Genomic DNA, 15,911 nt, shown 5'->3' on the forward strand with positions numbered 1-15,911 from the left:
ATATGCCAATTTTTACCAATAATGAAGTCAGTTTAAATTACCAAACTTTTGGTGATAAGACAAAACCGGTCTTGATTTTTTCCAATTCATTGGGAACAAATCAAAACATGTGGCAAGCCCAAATTGACGCTCTACAAACAGACTTTTTTATTGTCTGTTATGACACACGTGGACATGGCGACAGCTCCACACCAGAGGGGAGCTACACCATAGCACAACTTGGGCAAGATGTGGTGGATTTGTTGGATTATCTTGACATTAGACAGGCGAATTTTTGTGGTATTTCTATGGGTGGTTTGACGGGTATCTGGCTTGCCATTCATCACCCAAGCTACTTTAATAAGATCATCGTCTCAAATACCGCCGCCAAAATTGGCAACCAAACCGCTTGGCAAGAACGAGCAGACAGCGTACGTGCTAATGGCTTGCAAGGCATTGCTGATACCGCCCCCAGCCGATGGTTTACTGATACTTTTATCAAAAACAACCCTGAGAATGTCAAACATCTTAGCCAAAACCTTGCCAAAGGCGACAAAGATGGTTATGCCAACTGTTGTGAAGCATTGGCGATTGCCGATTTGCGTGATGACCTAAAAGATTCGCAAGTGCCAATGCTGGTCATTACGGGCAGTGCTGACCCTGTAACCACTGTCGCCGATGGTGAATTTATTGTGGAGCATGCCCCCAATGCCAAACTTACCATTATTGAGGCTTCGCATATTGCTAATGTTGAGAAAGCAGAGGTATTTAATCAGACTATTAAATCTTTTTTAAATTAATTAAGGTTAGGTGAGGTAATTAGCATAGCTAAATTCAGCCTGTACCAGCCAGCTATTTTCAAACAACCTCTAAGAAGGTTTTGTTAAAAAACTGTCGTTCTTTTTCGACAGGGCTTAGGTAGTTATTAAAGCTGTGGGTCTGATTTGACTGTAATAGCCATGGATATAACTTGCCGAATCTACTTTTGCTTCATGAATGTTCTCATAGCCATGTTTTGGCATCCATTCGGTTTTAAAACTTCGAAAGAAACGTTCTGTTGGTGCATTATCCCAGCAATTGCCTTTTCTACTCATACTGTGTGTCATCTTACATCTGGCAATAGCATCGGCAAAGGTTCGACTGGTGTAATGCGTTCCTTGATCTGAATGAAATAACACACCAGTTGGTTGAAAGCGTATGGTATAAGCCATAGCCAATGCTTTAGTGGTCAGCTCAATGTTTGGACGATCACTCATGGCAAAGCCAATGATGTGTCTGGCATATAAATCCATCACCATTGCCAAATAACAAAATCCTGCTTTGTTGTGAATATACGTCACATCCGATACCCACACTTGATTGGGTGCAGCTGGTGCAAACTGTCGTTTTAGCAAGTTGTCATGCACTGTATGTGCTTGATCAGCCATACGATAGTGCGATGCTTGATGCTTTGGCGACTGATGAGTCCTTGTGCTCTCATTAATTGACGCGCTTTATAGCGTGTTAGTTTAATCTGATGAGCACGACTGACCATAGCAGCAATACTTCTAGATCCTGCCGATCCTTTAGAGCAATCAAAGGCTTGTTTTACCCATAAGCGTAGCTCAATCTCTTTGCGTGTTGGCAATCTGATTCTTTGCTTGGCATAATAAGTACTTCGGTAAATACCAAATAACTGACACAGCTTTGCTTTACTGATGCTGTATTGCCCCATCAATTGCTCTATTAGCGGGATAGTAAGTTGTCTTGAGCCAATAGAGCGGATGCCTTTTTTAAAATATCTCGCTCAAGTCTTAGCTGGGTATTTTCTTTACGAAGTCGTTCAAGCTCTCGTTGTTCTGGTGTTAGAGCATGACCTGTGGCTAATGGCTTGCCTTGAAGTTCAAGACGATAACGTTTAAGCCAGTTTTCTAAAGTAGATTTACCGATATCATATTGCTTAGCAACATCAACAACACGCTGATTCTGCTCTTCAATGAGTTTTACCATTTCTAGTTTAAATTCGGTGCTGTACTGCTTACGCTGTTTTGTCATGAGAGATTACTCCTAGTTTGGGGTAATATAACCTCTTATGGGGTTATCATTCTTAAGGGGGATGCAAATCCCCATGAATTCGACATTAGTCAGGGAGGCAAGTGCCAAAAAATATTCCCGTAATAAGTAAGCGTGACTATTGTTATTGGGCAATAAATGAGCCAATGCTAATCGGATATCATGCTCATCCATGTAGACTCTCCTCAATAAGATCAGCAAAGGTGGGCATGGGGATGTTCTTTGGGGCTTTGGCTAGATAGTAATCCCAGCTTTTCCTGCTAATATTTTTTGGTTAAAATTTTTTGAATGGTGGGCTTGCCACCGAGTATATCAATAACTGTACTAGAGGGGCATTCGGACAGTAATTTTGGGAAGATGTGCAAACTAACATTTGACACAAGAAACACGTCAAACAAATGATTCCAAGCCTTCTTATTGACTTCGTTATCGCTAAGCGTTACTTCCTTGACATAGATTTTATCCCCATTCTTTATTTTTAGGCAGGATGAAAAATTGGTATAGAAGTAATAGCGACTCTCTCGGTGAACTACTTCGATATAGGAAGTGTCAGAGGTGGAGAGTGGTAGATTGGCAGAATTTTCAATACAAATTGATAGCACTTTTTTGCATGTTGATGGACTATCAGATTGTCGTGGACAATTATCAATTTGACGTGCGTTTTTTTGTTAGCGGATTTTATTTTTTGTGTGCAATTAAAATTAGGTTGGTATAATTTTACCCTAAATTTAGGGTGTCTGCAACGACACAAAATTAAATAAATTATGTATTAGTAAATGAAAATATATTAAAAAAATTCCATCAAAAGCCTTTAAAATACTAGCTTTACATATAATATAGGTTTATATAATTTAGGTGGCTGACATTGCCAAGGTTGGGGTCGCGAGTTCGAATCTCGTTTCCCGCTCCAAATCTTAAAAAGCCTAAATCAAAAGATTTAGGCTTTTTTGTTATTTAGCCTGACTAAACTAGAAAAATTAATAAGATGTAACTTGAGTGCCATCATTTGCTAGCAGAATAACAATCTGGTGGGTCTAGCATGGGCATTCTCCAATGATGATAACTTAAAATTCATTGGCAACGACAGTGATGGATAATAAATTGATGGATGGTTTGGCGGTATCCTTAGATTATGACGCCCTTGCTTTTATTAACAAAATGGCAAAAGTTACTGACTTTGATAATCATACTTTTATTGTTCATTGCCACCGCTAGGCTAAATGATGAGATTGAGCGAATGATGAATAACCGATAGATAAATACGATAATGTTAGCTTTGCTGATGCAATGATTAATCAAGTGCAAGTTTCCATCAAAACATCATAAAAAATACAGCAAGATTATCAGCTTGTCAAAGCATTAGTAAGATTGACTGAGGATGGTTTTGATGTATAAATACAATCTTGACGGCATGTTAAGATTTAATTGTGACAAAAAGTGTTTGTTGGAGTCAAAATTGCATTGTTATCGTAAATTAGGCAGTTCGCTTCATCTGCCAAGACCGGATTTTAAAGCTGTTATACCCAAGATTATTAAGGATTTAATGCAAATAGTTATACAAAAGTAAGCCGATAACCATCACCAAATTTTTATAAAAATAAAAAGGAGTTACAGATTTTATTTTGGATTATGATACAATGTCTGGCATTCTTTTGCACCTTGCGTGCTTGTAATTCACCAACTGATTTAGGGATAAACAATTTATGAATGAAAATTCTAAATCAAGCGATTTTAAAACGCTTGACATCGCCTTTATGGGGCACCCAAAACCCTTGCGTTCTTTATTTTTCACTGAGATGTGGGAGCGTTTTTCTTATTATGGTATTCGTCCGCTTCTTGTATTGTTTATGACGGCGGCCATTGCACAAGGTGGCTTGGGTATTGACGATGCCAATGCGTCATCGATTTATGGTATTTTTGCTGGGTCAATGTATTTGATGCCGATTTTAGGAGGCTGGCTTGCCGATAATTGGCTTGGGCAGGAGCGAGCGTTGTGGTGGGGGAGTATCATCATTGCGTTAGGGCATTTGTCCATTGGTATGTCAGCATTTTTGTCTATTCAGTTTTTCTTTTTGGGGCTTGTGCTTTTAGTCATTGGCTCAGGATTATTTAAAACATGTATTTCAGTCATGGTTGGGGCATTATATGATAAAAATGACGCTAGGCGTGATGCAGGCTTTACACTATTTTATATGGGAATTAATTTAGGGGCGTTCTTAGCACCTTTAATTACAGGGATTTTTAAAGAGCAACAAATGTGGCACGCAGGCTTTACAGTGGGCGGTGTGGGCATGCTGATCTCTTTGGCAATTTATAAACTTTTTGGTAAAAAAAATCTCACCGAATTTGCTAACGCTAAAAATACAGCCGCCAGTTGGGAGCAGCCCAAGCAGGTGCGAGCCAATGTTGGTAAATTTGTTGGGGTTGGCGTCATTGCTTTATCAGCATTTATCATACTGGTGATGATGGGTGTGATAACGCTAAATCCTGTTTTGATTGCATCTGTTATGACCTATGTGATTGCAGGGTCGGTAAGCCTTTATTTTGCCTATTGTTTTGTGTCGCCAGTTTTTACCAAACCTGAAAAATTACGATTGCTTGTGTGCTTTTTGCTTGTGGTTGGTTCAACCTTTTTTTGGTCAAGTTTTGAGCAACAGCCAACCTCTTTTAATTTATTTGCTGAGCGTTATACTGATTTAAATGCTTTTGGCATGAAGATTCCTACTGTATGGTTTCAGTCGTTAAACTCTTTGTTTATTTTGGTATTTGCACCGATTGTGAGTATCATGTGGGTAAGACTTGCTGCCAAAAAAATCCAGCCTAACAGCATGGTTAAGTTTGCCTTAGGTATGTTTTTTGCCGCTGCAGGTTTTGTCCTAATGATTATTGCCAGTCAAGGCGTGGTGAATAACGGTGGCTTAGCATCGCCTTGGTGGCTTGTAGGTAGCTTGTTTTTATTGACAATTGGTGAGCTTATGTTAAGTCCTGCGGGACTATCTAGCATGACCAAACTTGCTCCCGACCGTATGCAGGGTGTGGTGATGGGATTATTTTTTGCATCTATTGCATTGGGCAGTCTTGTGGCATCATTCTCTGGTGGCTCGGTATCGGCAGATACGATTGAAAACTTGCCAAAACTATTCACCACACTGACCATTTTCTTAGTGGTGTGTGGCGTAATTTTAATAGCGGTGAGTCGTCCTGTAGCACGAATGTTGAAAGAAGCTGATAATAATGTAGAAATATAAAATATTAAAAATCCGCCTGAAGGCGGATTTTTTGATTAATACTGGTGTTATATTGATTAAGTATTATTAATAAATACTTGTGGGATTTATCATCTTATATGGTTAAGATGAAGACAGCAAAAAAAGATAATAAAACTAGTATAAGCTGTTCACCCGCCCAATCTTTTGCCCCATTTTTACGACCGACCTATGAATGAATTCATCGCCCCATACGGCATGGGCAGACTTTGGTAAGACGATGATGGCGGTAGAACCCAAGTAGAATCGTCCAAGTTCATCGCCTTTTTTTAGGGCGATGTCATGTGTGCGGTGCTGAATATAAGGCGTGCGTTTGATGTCGCCTGTTGCTACTGAGCTAATCCCTGCAACAATCATCGCTCCAACCAACACGACGAATGCACGCCCAAATTTGGTCTCAAATTCACACACCAAGCGTTCATTGCGAGCAAATAGGTCGGGTACATGTAAGGCGGTGGTGTTATTGACCGAAAACAGTGTTCCTGGCACATAGCGTGTGGCGACTAGTCGACCATCAAAAGGCATATGCACACGGTGATAGTTCGTTGGGGCAAGATAAATGGTGGCAAACGAGCCATCGGTAAACGCCTTGCCTACTTCAAAATCTGCCAATAACTGACCGACATCATAATCACGCCCCTTAGCTTGAATCAGCTGACCATGTTTGATGGCTCCAATCTGGCTGATTTTGCCGTCAGCAGGGCAAGCAATGCCATCTGGTGTGCTGTCTATGAGACGAGCACCTGCCTTTAATTCACGAGTAAAAAAGTCGTTGAAGCTATCATAATCATCAAGACTGCCACGCTCGTATTCTGCCAAATCAATACCATAAGCACGGGCAAAGCCATGCACAAAGGCTTTTTTGATGATGGGGTTGTCGCTTTTGGCAAGATGACCTGCTACTTTAGATAATGTTTGTTGTGGGACGATGTTTTGGGCAATCGTAAATAGGTTCATGGTATTTCCAACTGGTTAAATTGTTTTATTTTAACCGATATTTGCTATAATGGATATTTTTATTTGTATCACACCAAGCTAAGCGTCTAGGTATGCCTATCAGTGTCAATGATTGCTTAACCAAATATTTTTAACTGACAAGGTGAAAACATGAAAGCCTTAATTCAACGAGTCAAGTCTGCTCATGTGGCGGTAGATGGTCAAATCATCGGTAAAATTGATGCTGGCGTGCTTGCCTATATCGGTATTGGCAAAGAAGATGATGATGAGACAGCACGCAAGCTCATTGATAAGATTTTGACCTATCGAATTTTTGAAAATACCACCGAAGCTGACAAATTGGGCAAAATGGATAAATCCGTATCTGATGTTCAAGGTGGTTTATTGCTGGTTTCGCAATTTACGCTGATGGCTAAGACGGATAAGGGTCGCCGTCCTGATTTTGCTCCTGCCATGCCGCCAAGTGATGCAAAAGCATTATTTGAACAATTGGTGGATTATACCAGATCGGTTTACCCTAATGTCCAAACTGGCGAATTTGGGGCAATGATGGCGGTCAGTAGCATCAATGATGGGCCAATTAACTTTTTGTTGGAAGTGTAGTCTCTTTGGTTTGTCTCGCCCCAATTCGCTTAGCTGTCATTGTTTTGGTTGTTTGTGCTATTTATGACCGACAAAAGCAAAATCTACAGGCGGTGTTTGCCCTGTCATTAAGTGCGATAACGCCCTTGCTGAACCGCACGCATGGGTAAAGCCAAGTGTGCCATGCCCTGTGTTTAGCCACAGATTATCAATCAGATTATCAGAAGTCCTGCCGTGCCAAACATTGCCCAAATAAGCACGCCCAATCAGTGGCACATTTGATGGGGTCATCGGACGCAGACCCGCCCAATAGTTCGGCTCGTCATAGTTTAGGGCATCACCAAACAGTGCTTGTACTCGCTGAGTTAGTGCCTGACAGCGAGTCGGGTCAAGGTCGGTATTATAGCCATTAAACTCTGCCGTGCCTGCCACACGCAAAACATCACGCTCATAAGTAGTAAAGCGACTCATCACCAGTTTGTATTCATCATCAATTAGACTAATCTGTGGCACTCGAGTGCCATCACGCACCGAATAAGTCGCTGAATAACCCTTAGCAGGAAAAATGGGCAGGTGTACGCCAATTGGGTCAAGTAGGCGTTTACCATAGCTTGCCAGACATATAACATAGTGGTCGCTTTGATGGGTCTGTTGGGTGATGCCTTGGCGAATTGTGATGTGGCTGACGTGTTTGTCATCTAAAGCGATGTTGTCAATGTGGGTGTCATAAAGAAAAGTTACGCCACGACTTTGACAATAGCTGGCAAGCTTATTGGTAAAAATATGGGCATTGGCAGACAGATCGGCATCTGTATAAGTCGCTCCAACAAGGGTACTGCCCAGTGCGGACAAGGAAGGTTCTAGAGCGACCGCTTCATTGGGCGAGATGAGTGTGCGATGACAGCCTAGTGTTTGCATGCGTTTGGTGGGAGCGATGGCGGATTGGTATTCGCTGACACTGGTATAAAAATGCATGATGCCCTGCAACCGTTGTTCAAAATCTAGTGGTAGGTTTGCCATCAGCTCTTTTAGAGTGCGTCTAGAATATAGCCCCAATTTGACCATTTGCTGTAAGTTGGCATCGGCACGGCTGGCACGACATTCTTGCAAAAATCGCCAGATAAAGCGTAGCTGTTCAGCATTGGTATTTAGTCGATATAATAGCGGTGCGTTTGGTTTGCTAAGCCATTTTAGTGCTTTTATTGGAGTGTTAGGGTTTGCCCAAGGAGTTGCATGGCACACTGAAATTTGCCCTCCATTGGCAAAACTCGTCTCCATTGCAGGCTGACTTTGACGGTCAATGACTGTAACATCAAAACCCGCCTCTAACAGATACCATGCACTTGCAACGCCTGTAACGCCTGCCCCGAGTACCGTAACACTGGGTTTGGCTGTCTGATGGGCATTAGCCACGAGATACACCACCTGTGAGTGGCTTGGGCAGGTCGAGCAGTTGCCCTGCCTGGGCAACATCTGTTGGTGTACCGATGACTAGGCAGTCGTAACCGCCATCTACCGCAATGCCATTAACGATGTGTACTTTGCCGATTTTTTCACCAGATATCACTGTGTTTGTTGTGTTGTCTAGGGTGTTAGCTGTTAGTAGCACACGGTGTAGGTATACCTTAGGGCTGGCTTTAAAGTACAGTCGAGCGATGATTTCTTGTCCTAAGTAGCAACCTTTATCATAGTCCACTCCCCCGCGCTGATGCAGGCGAAGCTCTTGGGGTTGAAACAGCCCTTGGGTAAAGGTGGTTATCCAGTAGTTGCCTGTTTTGATGCTCAAGCTTGCCCAAGCATCAAAGTCGGCGCAAGATGGATTGTCATCAAAGGTTGGTAAATTGTCTATGATGGCAGGATAAATGGCGATGGGCTTGGTTGTGGTAAATTTGGAGAAGACGCCGTATTTGTTGATATGGGCAACCAAATCTTCCATACAATCAGCACCAGTGATGAGCGTAAAGGTGTCATCACTGGTGCGAGCGACCCACAGTCCAAACCTGACTCTCCCCTTGAGATCGCTGATGGCACAAGCTTGGTATGCCTTGCTTAGCGTATCAACATTGACGGTCAGTTGACCTTGTAGGAATTTAGCGGCATCTTGACCTGCTAGGGTGATTGCTTGAAAATGTGTGGTTGTCATGGTGTTATTTCTGCGATGATGAAAATTGGAAAATATTAAAATCATGGTTTTTGTGCTTATTATTGTAGCATTTTTAGGTTAAGATTAACATTTTGTATTAACAAAAAACCGCTAAAGTCTGCTATACTAAACGATTATTTTTTTATGATGATTTAGGAATGACGATGAGCCTACCTACCTGCCCAAAATGCAATGAAGATTATACCTATGCCGATGGAGAGCTGTTGATTTGTCCAATGTGTAGCCACGAGTGGATCGCAGGGGAGTTACAAGCTGATGTACCTACCATCAAAGATGCGGTGGGTAATGTGCTTGCTGATGGCGATAGCGTAACTGTGATTAAGGATTTGAAGGTTAAAGGTTCGTCCACGCCAATTAAGGTTGGTACGAAAGTTAAATCCATTCGCCTGATTTATGATGCACCTGATGACCATGACATTGATTGTAAGGTTGATGGCTTTGGGGCGATGAAATTAAAATCATCTGTCGTAAAAAAGGCTTAATGCCTAACCATTATTTTATATCGCCTTAGAAATTCACTCGTGGAAGTTGAATCAGCCATAAGGAGACGCAATGACTCAAGTAACTGCCGACCAAATATTATTTGAAAAAGCCAAACGCCATATCCCAGGGGGGGTTAATTCTCCTGTTCGTGCCTTTACTGGTGTGGGGGGTACGCCTGTTTTTATCAGTCGTGCAAAAGGGGCGTATATCTATGACACCGAAGATAAGCCCTACATAGATTATGTTGGTTCATGGGGACCTATGATTTTGGGTCATGCTCATGATAGCGTCATTGAAGCGGTTAAAATGGCTGCTGCTGATGGCTTGTCGTTTGGTGCACCAACGCCGTTTGAGACGACAATGGCGGATTTGATTTGTGAGTTAATTCCGCACATTGAACTGATTCGCATGGTGTCATCTGGCACAGAAGCAACCATGAGTGCCATTCGTCTGGCTCGTGGCTATACAGGGCGAGATAAAATCGTTAAATTTGAAGGCTGTTATCATGGTCATTCTGATAGCCTGCTGGTAAAGGCTGGTTCTGGTATGCTAGATATTGGCGAACCGACATCAAAGGGTGTGCCTGCCGATTTTGCTAAGCATACCGTTACCTTGCCCTATAATGATGTAGTGGCATTAAAACAAGCCTTTGCAAAGTTTGGTGGCGAGTTTGCCTGCGTTATTTTAGAGCCGATTGCAGGCAATATGAACATGGTCATTCCATCTCAAGAGTTTCATGATGCCTTGCGTCAGCTGTGCGATGAGCATGGTGTGGTATTGATTTTTGATGAGGTTATGACAGGTTTTCGTGTGGGATTAAAAGGGGCAAGTCATCATTTTGGCATTACGCCTGATTTGACCACCTTTGGCAAAATCATCGGAGCAGGTCTGCCTGTTGGAGCATTCGGCGGAAAGCGTGAGATTATGGAACATATCGCCCCTTTGGGTGGAGTATATCAAGCAGGTACGCTCTCTGGAAACCCACTTGCCATGCGTGCAGGCAAGGCGATGTTTGATGAGCTTGTTTGCCCAAACTTCTATGAAGAACTGACCTCTAAAACCAAGTATCTACTAAAGGGCTTGCAAGAAAAAGCAGACAAACATGGCGTTGTCTTTACTACTTGTTCGGTAGGCGGTATGTTTGGTATGTTCTTTAATGATACCTTGCCAAAGAATTTTAACGATGTGGCAGGTGCAGATACCAAGCGGTTTAATCAGTTTTTTCACGCCATGCTCAAGCAGGGTGTGTATCTTGCTCCATCTGCTTTTGAGGCGTCGTTCATGTCATCTGCTCATACTTATGAGGATTTAGACCGAACCATTGAATGTGCTGACAGGGCGTTTGGTGAATTGGCATCAGGTTAAGAATGAGCTACCAAGTCAAGCAGTCTGGTGGTTTATCAATGATAAAATGAGACTTATATCTGATGGATGTATGTAGAGTCTCCCTTGATTTTTTATCATCAATAACCATCAATCATTATTATAAAAAAATTTTGCCCTATGCAATTTGGAAAGATTAACCATGTTAAGTAAAATTATTGGTAGTGTTATCGGTACTAAAAATGAGCGTGAACTAAAGCGTATGCGTAAGATTGTGGCGACAATCAACGCCCTAGAGCCTAGTATTTCTGCGTTATCTGATGATGAATTACGCCAAAAAACCACCGAGTTTAAAGAGCGTCATGCTAACGGTGAAAGTTTAGACAAGCTACTACCAGAGGCGTTTGCGGTGTGTCGTGAAGCATCTAAACGAGTCAATGGTATGCGTCATTATGATGTACAGCTCATTGGTGGCATCACACTCCATGAGGGCAAAATCGCTGAGATGAAGACAGGTGAGGGTAAAACCCTGATGGGTACGCTAGCCATGTACATCAATGCCATCAGCGGTAAAGGCGTGCATGTTGTTACGGTTAATGACTACTTGGCAAGCCGTGATGCGGAGCTAAATCGCCCGTTATTTAATTTCTTGGGGCTAACGGTTGGCGTGATTTATAGTCAGCAGCCGCCACATGAGAAGTTTGACGCCTATCGTGCTGACATCACTTATGGCACAAACAACGAATACGGCTTTGATTATCTGCGTGATAACATGGTATTTAGCCTTGATGAGAAAAAGCAGCGTCCTTTGAACTACTGTATCATTGATGAGATTGATAGTATTTTGATTGACGAGGCTCGCACACCACTGATTATCTCAGGTCAGGCAGAAGATTCTGCCGAGCTGTACTCACTAATCAACACCATCGTGCCACGCTTGATACGCTCAGAAGATGAAGAGGCGAACAAGGAGAATAAAGATGGTGATTTTTGGATTGATGAGAAAAACCGTGCCATTGAGATTAGCGAAAAAGGCTACGAGAAGATAGAGAAATTTTTAATAGAGGTGGGTGAGCTTGGCGAAAAAGAAAGTTTGTATAGTCCTGCTCGCCTACCGCTATTGGCTCATGTACAAGCTGCCATCAGAGCACACCATATTTTCATCAAAAATATTCACTACATTGTCCATGAAGGTGAGGTCATCATTGTTGATGAAAATACAGGCCGTACCATGCCAGGGCGTCGTTGGAGCGAAGGTCTGCATCAAGCGGTAGAAGCCAAAGAAGGGGTTGAAATACAAGCTGAAAACCAGACGATGGCAACCACCACTTTCCAAAATTACTTCCGTCTATATGACAAACTATCAGGCATGACAGGTACGGCAGATACCGAAGCGGCAGAATTTAAGTCTACTTATGATTTGGATGTGGTCATCATTCCAACGCATCGTCCGATTGCTCGTATTGACATGGATGACCAAATTTTCTTAACCAAACTGGGCAAATATCAAGGCATCATCAAAGAGATTCAGCAAATCACTGCCAAAGGTGCTCCGGTACTGGTAGGTACGGCGACCATTGAAGCATCTGAAGAGCTATCACATCTACTTGATCAAGCAGGCATTGTCCATAATGTCTTAAATGCCAAGCAACACGAACGAGAAGCGGAAATTATCGCTCAAGCAGGCAGACCCCGTGCTGTTACCATCGCCACCAACATGGCAGGTCGTGGTACGGATATCATTTTGGGTGGCAACTGGCAAGCTCAGGTTGAAAATCTACACGAATTGACTGAGAATCAAAAAGCTGAGCTACAAGCTGACTGGCAGATTAAGAACGAGCAGGTGAAAGCAGCAGGCGGTCTGCATATCATCGGTTCAGAACGCCACGAATCTCGCCGTATTGATAACCAGTTGCGTGGTCGTGCTGGTCGTCAGGGCGACCCTGGTCAGTCAAGGTTTTTCCTATCTTTAGAAGATGACTTGATGCGTATTTTTGCAGGCGAGCGTGTGGTTAATATGTTCCGTGCGATGGGTCTAAAAGAGGATGAAGCGATTGAGCATAAGATGGTTTCTCGTTCCATTGAGGGTGCTCAGGGCAAGGTTGAGGCACGAGACTTTGATGCCAGAAAAAACCTACTCAAATACGATGATGTTGCCAATGAACAGCGTAAAGTTATTTACTCGCAGCGTGATGATTTACTTGGTCAAGCCAATCTAAAAGAATCCATCAAAGAGATGCACCATGAGGTATACAATGCTTTGATTGCACAGTTTGTGCCACCTGGCTCGGTTGATGACCAGTGGAATATTGATGGGTTAGAAGATGAGATTGAAGACGCATTTCGTTTTTATATGCCAATCAATGATTGGCTTGATGCTGACCGCCGTCTTGATGAAGAGGGTTTGCGTCAAAAAGTGGTGGAGACGGCAATCGCTCGCTATGAGGACAGAAGAGCTCAGATGGGTGAGGACAGTGCGGTTCAGCTTGAGCGTCATTTTATGCTACAAAGCCTTGACCGCCATTGGAAGGAGCATCTTACCCAGATGGATCAGTTGCGTAAGGGCATTCATCTTCGTAGTTATGCTCAAAAGAATCCAGAACAAGAGTATAAGCGTGAGTCTTTTGAGTTATTTCAATCCATGCTTGGTGCGATTAAATCAGATGTGGTGCAGGACTTGGCTCGCATCCATGTGCCAACACCAGAAGAATTGGCTGCTTTAGAAGAAGAACGCCGCCGACAAATTGAACAGATGCGAATGCAGTTTGAACACGAAGTGGCGGGTGCGAGTGATGAGACGGCACGCAATGTATCTAATGAAGGACAGCCTGTCTTTACTCAAAATATCACCTTTGTGCATACGCCTACTGCCATTGATGAAACCCAAGCAGAGCGTATGGCAGATGAAGATGTCATCATTCCGCCAAACATCAACCGTAATGCACCTTGTCCGTGTGGCAGCGGTCTAAAATATAAGCAGTGCCATGGCAAGATTTCTTAATGGGCTGTAAAAAGGGCGTTTGGAATGATGGTTACAATCTTTTTGATTACCCATAAATAGACGGGTATTCGCCTGTCTGGTTTTTATTTTTTGATGTGCTGATTTAAATAATAAAAGCCATCTTTCCATATGGGCTATGATATCATAAAATAGACACCTTAGTGATGATAGCGATTGGTTTTGGAGAGGGTGATGCAAAAGTTTGTTTATGCGGTATTAAGTTTGGTGGTTATGGTGAGTGCCTGTTCAAAAACAGAAGAATCGCCGATAGAAAAAGCAGAAATGATGGAGGTTGTGCCAATGTCTGCCGAGCCTGCCGAGCCGACTGTACGACCTGCTACTGATGATGAGACCGTAGATATTGATACGAACAACCAAGCATTAACAATGACCGATCAAGATGAGATGGAGCAGGAAATCATAGAATCAGTGGATGGGGAAATCCCATCGGAGCTGATTCGGTAAGCAGTGAGATTGACTTAATAAAACCAAAAGACTGTTTGTTGTAAAACACACCCCAAAAGTTAGATGCTAAACTAACCTTTGGGGTGTTTTTAATGGCAAATACATATTAGTTTTTACCATGATGGACACCGTGAGGTAAGCTCAAATACATTTTATAACAATTTCATAGCAAAACTTGGTGATTTATGTGATGAAATTGAGTTAAGATGACAGTGTAATTCTTGCTGACAGTCTTTTTTGACTGATAGATAGATAATTTTAATTTAGACTGCTTTAAGTTTGGAATTTATCAGTGGTCTTATCAATAAATGGGAGTTTTATCATGAGTATTTTTAGTTTTGCCAAAGAAATCGGCGACAAGATTTTTAATCGCAATAAACAAGAACAAATATCTACTGATGCTACACCAGTGACCACCGAACCAACCGCACAAGAAATTGCTAACTTGCTACTTGCTCGCATACAAGCCAATGCTAATATTAACGCCCTAAAGGTCAGCTACAATGGCGATACTGACACGGTGGTACTGACAGGTGAGGCGGCATCACAAGCCGATCGTGAAAAAGCAGTGCTAGCAGCAGGTAATGTACAGCATGTTGCACAAGTGGACGACCAGCTGACTGTGGCAACGCCAGAGCCTGAGTCTCGTTTTTATACCGTACAATCTGGCGATACACTATCTAAAATCGCCAAAGAAATGTACGGCAATGCCAATGAATACAATAAAATCTTTGAGGCAAATCGCCCACTACTTACGCATCCTGATAAAATTTATGTTGGTCAGGTGCTTCGTATTCCTGCATAAGTCGTAGATTAAAAAGACCGTTATAGAACGGTCTTTTTTATGAGTATTGTGAGCGGTTTTTATTATTGGCAGTGAGCTTGTAATGCTTGTTCTGTTTGGGTTTTTCTGTCATGTATTTGTTTGGCAGTCATCTCGTGGCGACTGCCTTTAGCGTCAATCTCGTATATTACACCATTGGCACTAAGTGCAGCTAAGTTATCACGCAGGGTCTGGCATTGTTGCTGTTTGATGGGGTCGTGAGTGATTGGGGTCTTGTGATGAAAGTGCAGAACCTGAAAGCTACCTTGTGGCGGTAGCTGACTATAACGAGGCTCGCCATGCGTGCCAATGCTATAATAAATCGGCAGGGCGAATGTGTGCATGGACAGGCAGATGGCAAGCAGTGATAGATATCTTATCATAAGGTCTGATGAGCAACTAGATGGGTTTATTGTAGCATGATTAGCTGGGAGTATGATGAAATAGTGGGTATTCTTTGACCTTAATCTGGCATTTAAAATGGAAATCATGTATTCAATAATTGTTAAAAATAGATAAAAAGCAGTTGGCAAAATGCTCATTTTAGGGTAATATACTCAAATTGATTTTTAATAACTTATTATTCAAGAAGTTATTTATTTTATAAACAATAGTTATTGATTGATAATTATTGAACAATTCAATAAAAGTCGGCGTAGCTCACTCAACAGCTCCGTTTGTTATCAAACCATGAACAAATTACCGTTTGCTTGTGCGTTTTTTAACATTGCTTGGACTTATCGGTCTGCAAGATAGTAGAAATTCATCCTTTCTTTGCCCTGTGGGGCTGTCTTTATATGCCTTTTGTCCTTTTGG

General features: G+C 42.3%; 15 protein-coding genes and 1 pseudogene. 9 read left to right on the forward strand and 7 right to left on the reverse strand.

Going from position 1 to position 15,911, the window contains the following annotated elements; all coding sequences use genetic code 11:
* Window positions 1-2 precede the first annotated feature (2 nt).
* The gene (pcaD, locus tag LU276_RS00945; protein ID WP_284673840.1) at window positions 3-779 is read left to right on the forward strand and encodes a 3-oxoadipate enol-lactonase; all 777 of its coding nucleotides are present in this window, start codon (window positions 3-5) and stop codon (window positions 777-779) included.
* Window positions 780-893: 114 nt separating this feature from the next.
* Here the strand turns inward: pcaD and LU276_RS00950 are convergent, their stop codons facing one another.
* The 3 genes and pseudogenes from LU276_RS00950 to LU276_RS00960 all read right to left on the reverse strand — a co-directional run.
* Window positions 894-1,406 (reverse strand): IS3 family transposase, encoded by a 513-nt coding sequence (locus LU276_RS00950; protein WP_284673841.1) that lies wholly within the window; start codon window positions 1,404-1,406, stop codon window positions 894-896.
* A complete protein-coding gene (locus tag LU276_RS00955; protein WP_284673842.1) occupies window positions 1,367-1,693 on the reverse strand; it encodes an IS3 family transposase in 327 nt (108 codons plus the stop codon). The genes LU276_RS00950 and LU276_RS00955 overlap by 40 nt, the downstream gene beginning before the upstream one ends.
* A 32-nt stretch (window positions 1,694-1,725) precedes the next feature.
* Window positions 1,726-2,013 (reverse strand): annotated as a pseudogene (locus tag LU276_RS00960) (transposase); the annotation flags it as partial.
* A gap of 1,107 nt (window positions 2,014-3,120) precedes the next feature.
* Between LU276_RS00960 and LU276_RS00965 the strand changes: the two are divergent.
* Both LU276_RS00965 and LU276_RS00970 read left to right on the forward strand, forming a co-directional pair.
* On the forward strand, window positions 3,121-3,246 hold the full coding sequence (locus LU276_RS00965; RefSeq protein WP_284673844.1) for a hypothetical protein: 126 nt from the start codon (window positions 3,121-3,123) through the stop codon (window positions 3,244-3,246).
* 488 nt (window positions 3,247-3,734) lie between these two features.
* Window positions 3,735-5,279, forward strand: coding sequence for a peptide MFS transporter (locus LU276_RS00970; protein WP_284673845.1), 1,545 nt, complete (start codon window positions 3,735-3,737; stop codon window positions 5,277-5,279).
* A 135-nt stretch (window positions 5,280-5,414) separates the two neighbouring features.
* On the opposite strand, the gene asd is transcribed toward LU276_RS00970, so the two are convergent.
* A complete protein-coding gene (gene asd / locus LU276_RS00975) occupies window positions 5,415-6,254 on the reverse strand; it encodes an archaetidylserine decarboxylase (protein WP_284673846.1) in 840 nt (279 codons plus the stop codon).
* 150 nt (window positions 6,255-6,404) lie between these two features.
* Here asd and dtd point away from each other — a divergent pair, with 150 nt between their 5' ends.
* Window positions 6,405-6,857: a D-aminoacyl-tRNA deacylase gene (gene dtd / locus LU276_RS00980; RefSeq protein ID WP_284673847.1), complete on the forward strand. Its 453-nt coding sequence runs from the start codon at window positions 6,405-6,407 to the stop codon at window positions 6,855-6,857.
* A 57-nt stretch (window positions 6,858-6,914) separates the two neighbouring features.
* On the opposite strand, the gene LU276_RS00985 is transcribed toward dtd, so the two are convergent.
* Together LU276_RS00985 and ygfZ are read right to left on the reverse strand one after the other, a co-directional pair.
* Complete coding sequence (locus tag LU276_RS00985) at window positions 6,915-8,249, reverse strand: D-amino acid dehydrogenase (RefSeq protein WP_284673848.1); 1,335 nt, start codon at window positions 8,247-8,249, stop codon at window positions 6,915-6,917.
* Window positions 8,242-9,024: a CAF17-like 4Fe-4S cluster assembly/insertion protein YgfZ gene (ygfZ, locus tag LU276_RS00990; protein ID WP_418001270.1), complete on the reverse strand. Its 783-nt coding sequence runs from the start codon at window positions 9,022-9,024 to the stop codon at window positions 8,242-8,244. The genes LU276_RS00985 and ygfZ overlap by 8 nt, the downstream gene beginning before the upstream one ends.
* Window positions 9,025-9,143: 119 nt before the next feature.
* Between ygfZ and LU276_RS00995 the strand changes: the two genes are divergently transcribed.
* The 5 genes from LU276_RS00995 to lysM all read left to right on the forward strand — a co-directional run bounded on the left by LU276_RS00995 (window position 9,144) and on the right by lysM (window position 15,077).
* Window positions 9,144-9,482 (forward strand): zinc ribbon domain-containing protein YjdM, encoded by a 339-nt coding sequence (locus LU276_RS00995; protein ID WP_284673849.1) that lies wholly within the window; start codon window positions 9,144-9,146, stop codon window positions 9,480-9,482.
* A gap of 70 nt (window positions 9,483-9,552) precedes the next feature.
* Window positions 9,553-10,848 (forward strand): glutamate-1-semialdehyde 2,1-aminomutase, encoded by a 1,296-nt coding sequence (hemL, locus tag LU276_RS01000; protein ID WP_284673850.1) that lies wholly within the window; start codon window positions 9,553-9,555, stop codon window positions 10,846-10,848.
* Between the two features lie 160 nt (window positions 10,849-11,008).
* Window positions 11,009-13,807: a preprotein translocase subunit SecA gene (gene secA / locus LU276_RS01005; RefSeq protein WP_284673851.1), complete on the forward strand. Its 2,799-nt coding sequence runs from the start codon at window positions 11,009-11,011 to the stop codon at window positions 13,805-13,807.
* Window positions 13,808-13,999: 192 nt separating this feature from the next.
* Window positions 14,000-14,272, forward strand: a complete 273-nt coding sequence (locus tag LU276_RS01010; protein WP_284673852.1) for a hypothetical protein — start codon at window positions 14,000-14,002, stop codon at window positions 14,270-14,272.
* Between the two features lie 322 nt (window positions 14,273-14,594).
* Window positions 14,595-15,077: a peptidoglycan-binding protein LysM gene (lysM, locus tag LU276_RS01015; protein ID WP_284673853.1), complete on the forward strand. Its 483-nt coding sequence runs from the start codon at window positions 14,595-14,597 to the stop codon at window positions 15,075-15,077.
* A gap of 62 nt (window positions 15,078-15,139) precedes the next feature.
* Here lysM and LU276_RS01020 read toward each other — a convergent pair whose 3' ends face one another.
* Window positions 15,140-15,478, reverse strand: coding sequence for a hypothetical protein (locus LU276_RS01020; RefSeq protein ID WP_284673854.1), 339 nt, complete (start codon window positions 15,476-15,478; stop codon window positions 15,140-15,142).
* Between the last annotated feature and the right edge of the window lie 433 nt (window positions 15,479-15,911).

Origin of the sequence: Moraxella haemolytica, from assembly GCF_030177935.1 — a bacterium.
GTDB lineage: Bacteria > Pseudomonadota > Gammaproteobacteria > Pseudomonadales > Moraxellaceae > Moraxella > Moraxella haemolytica.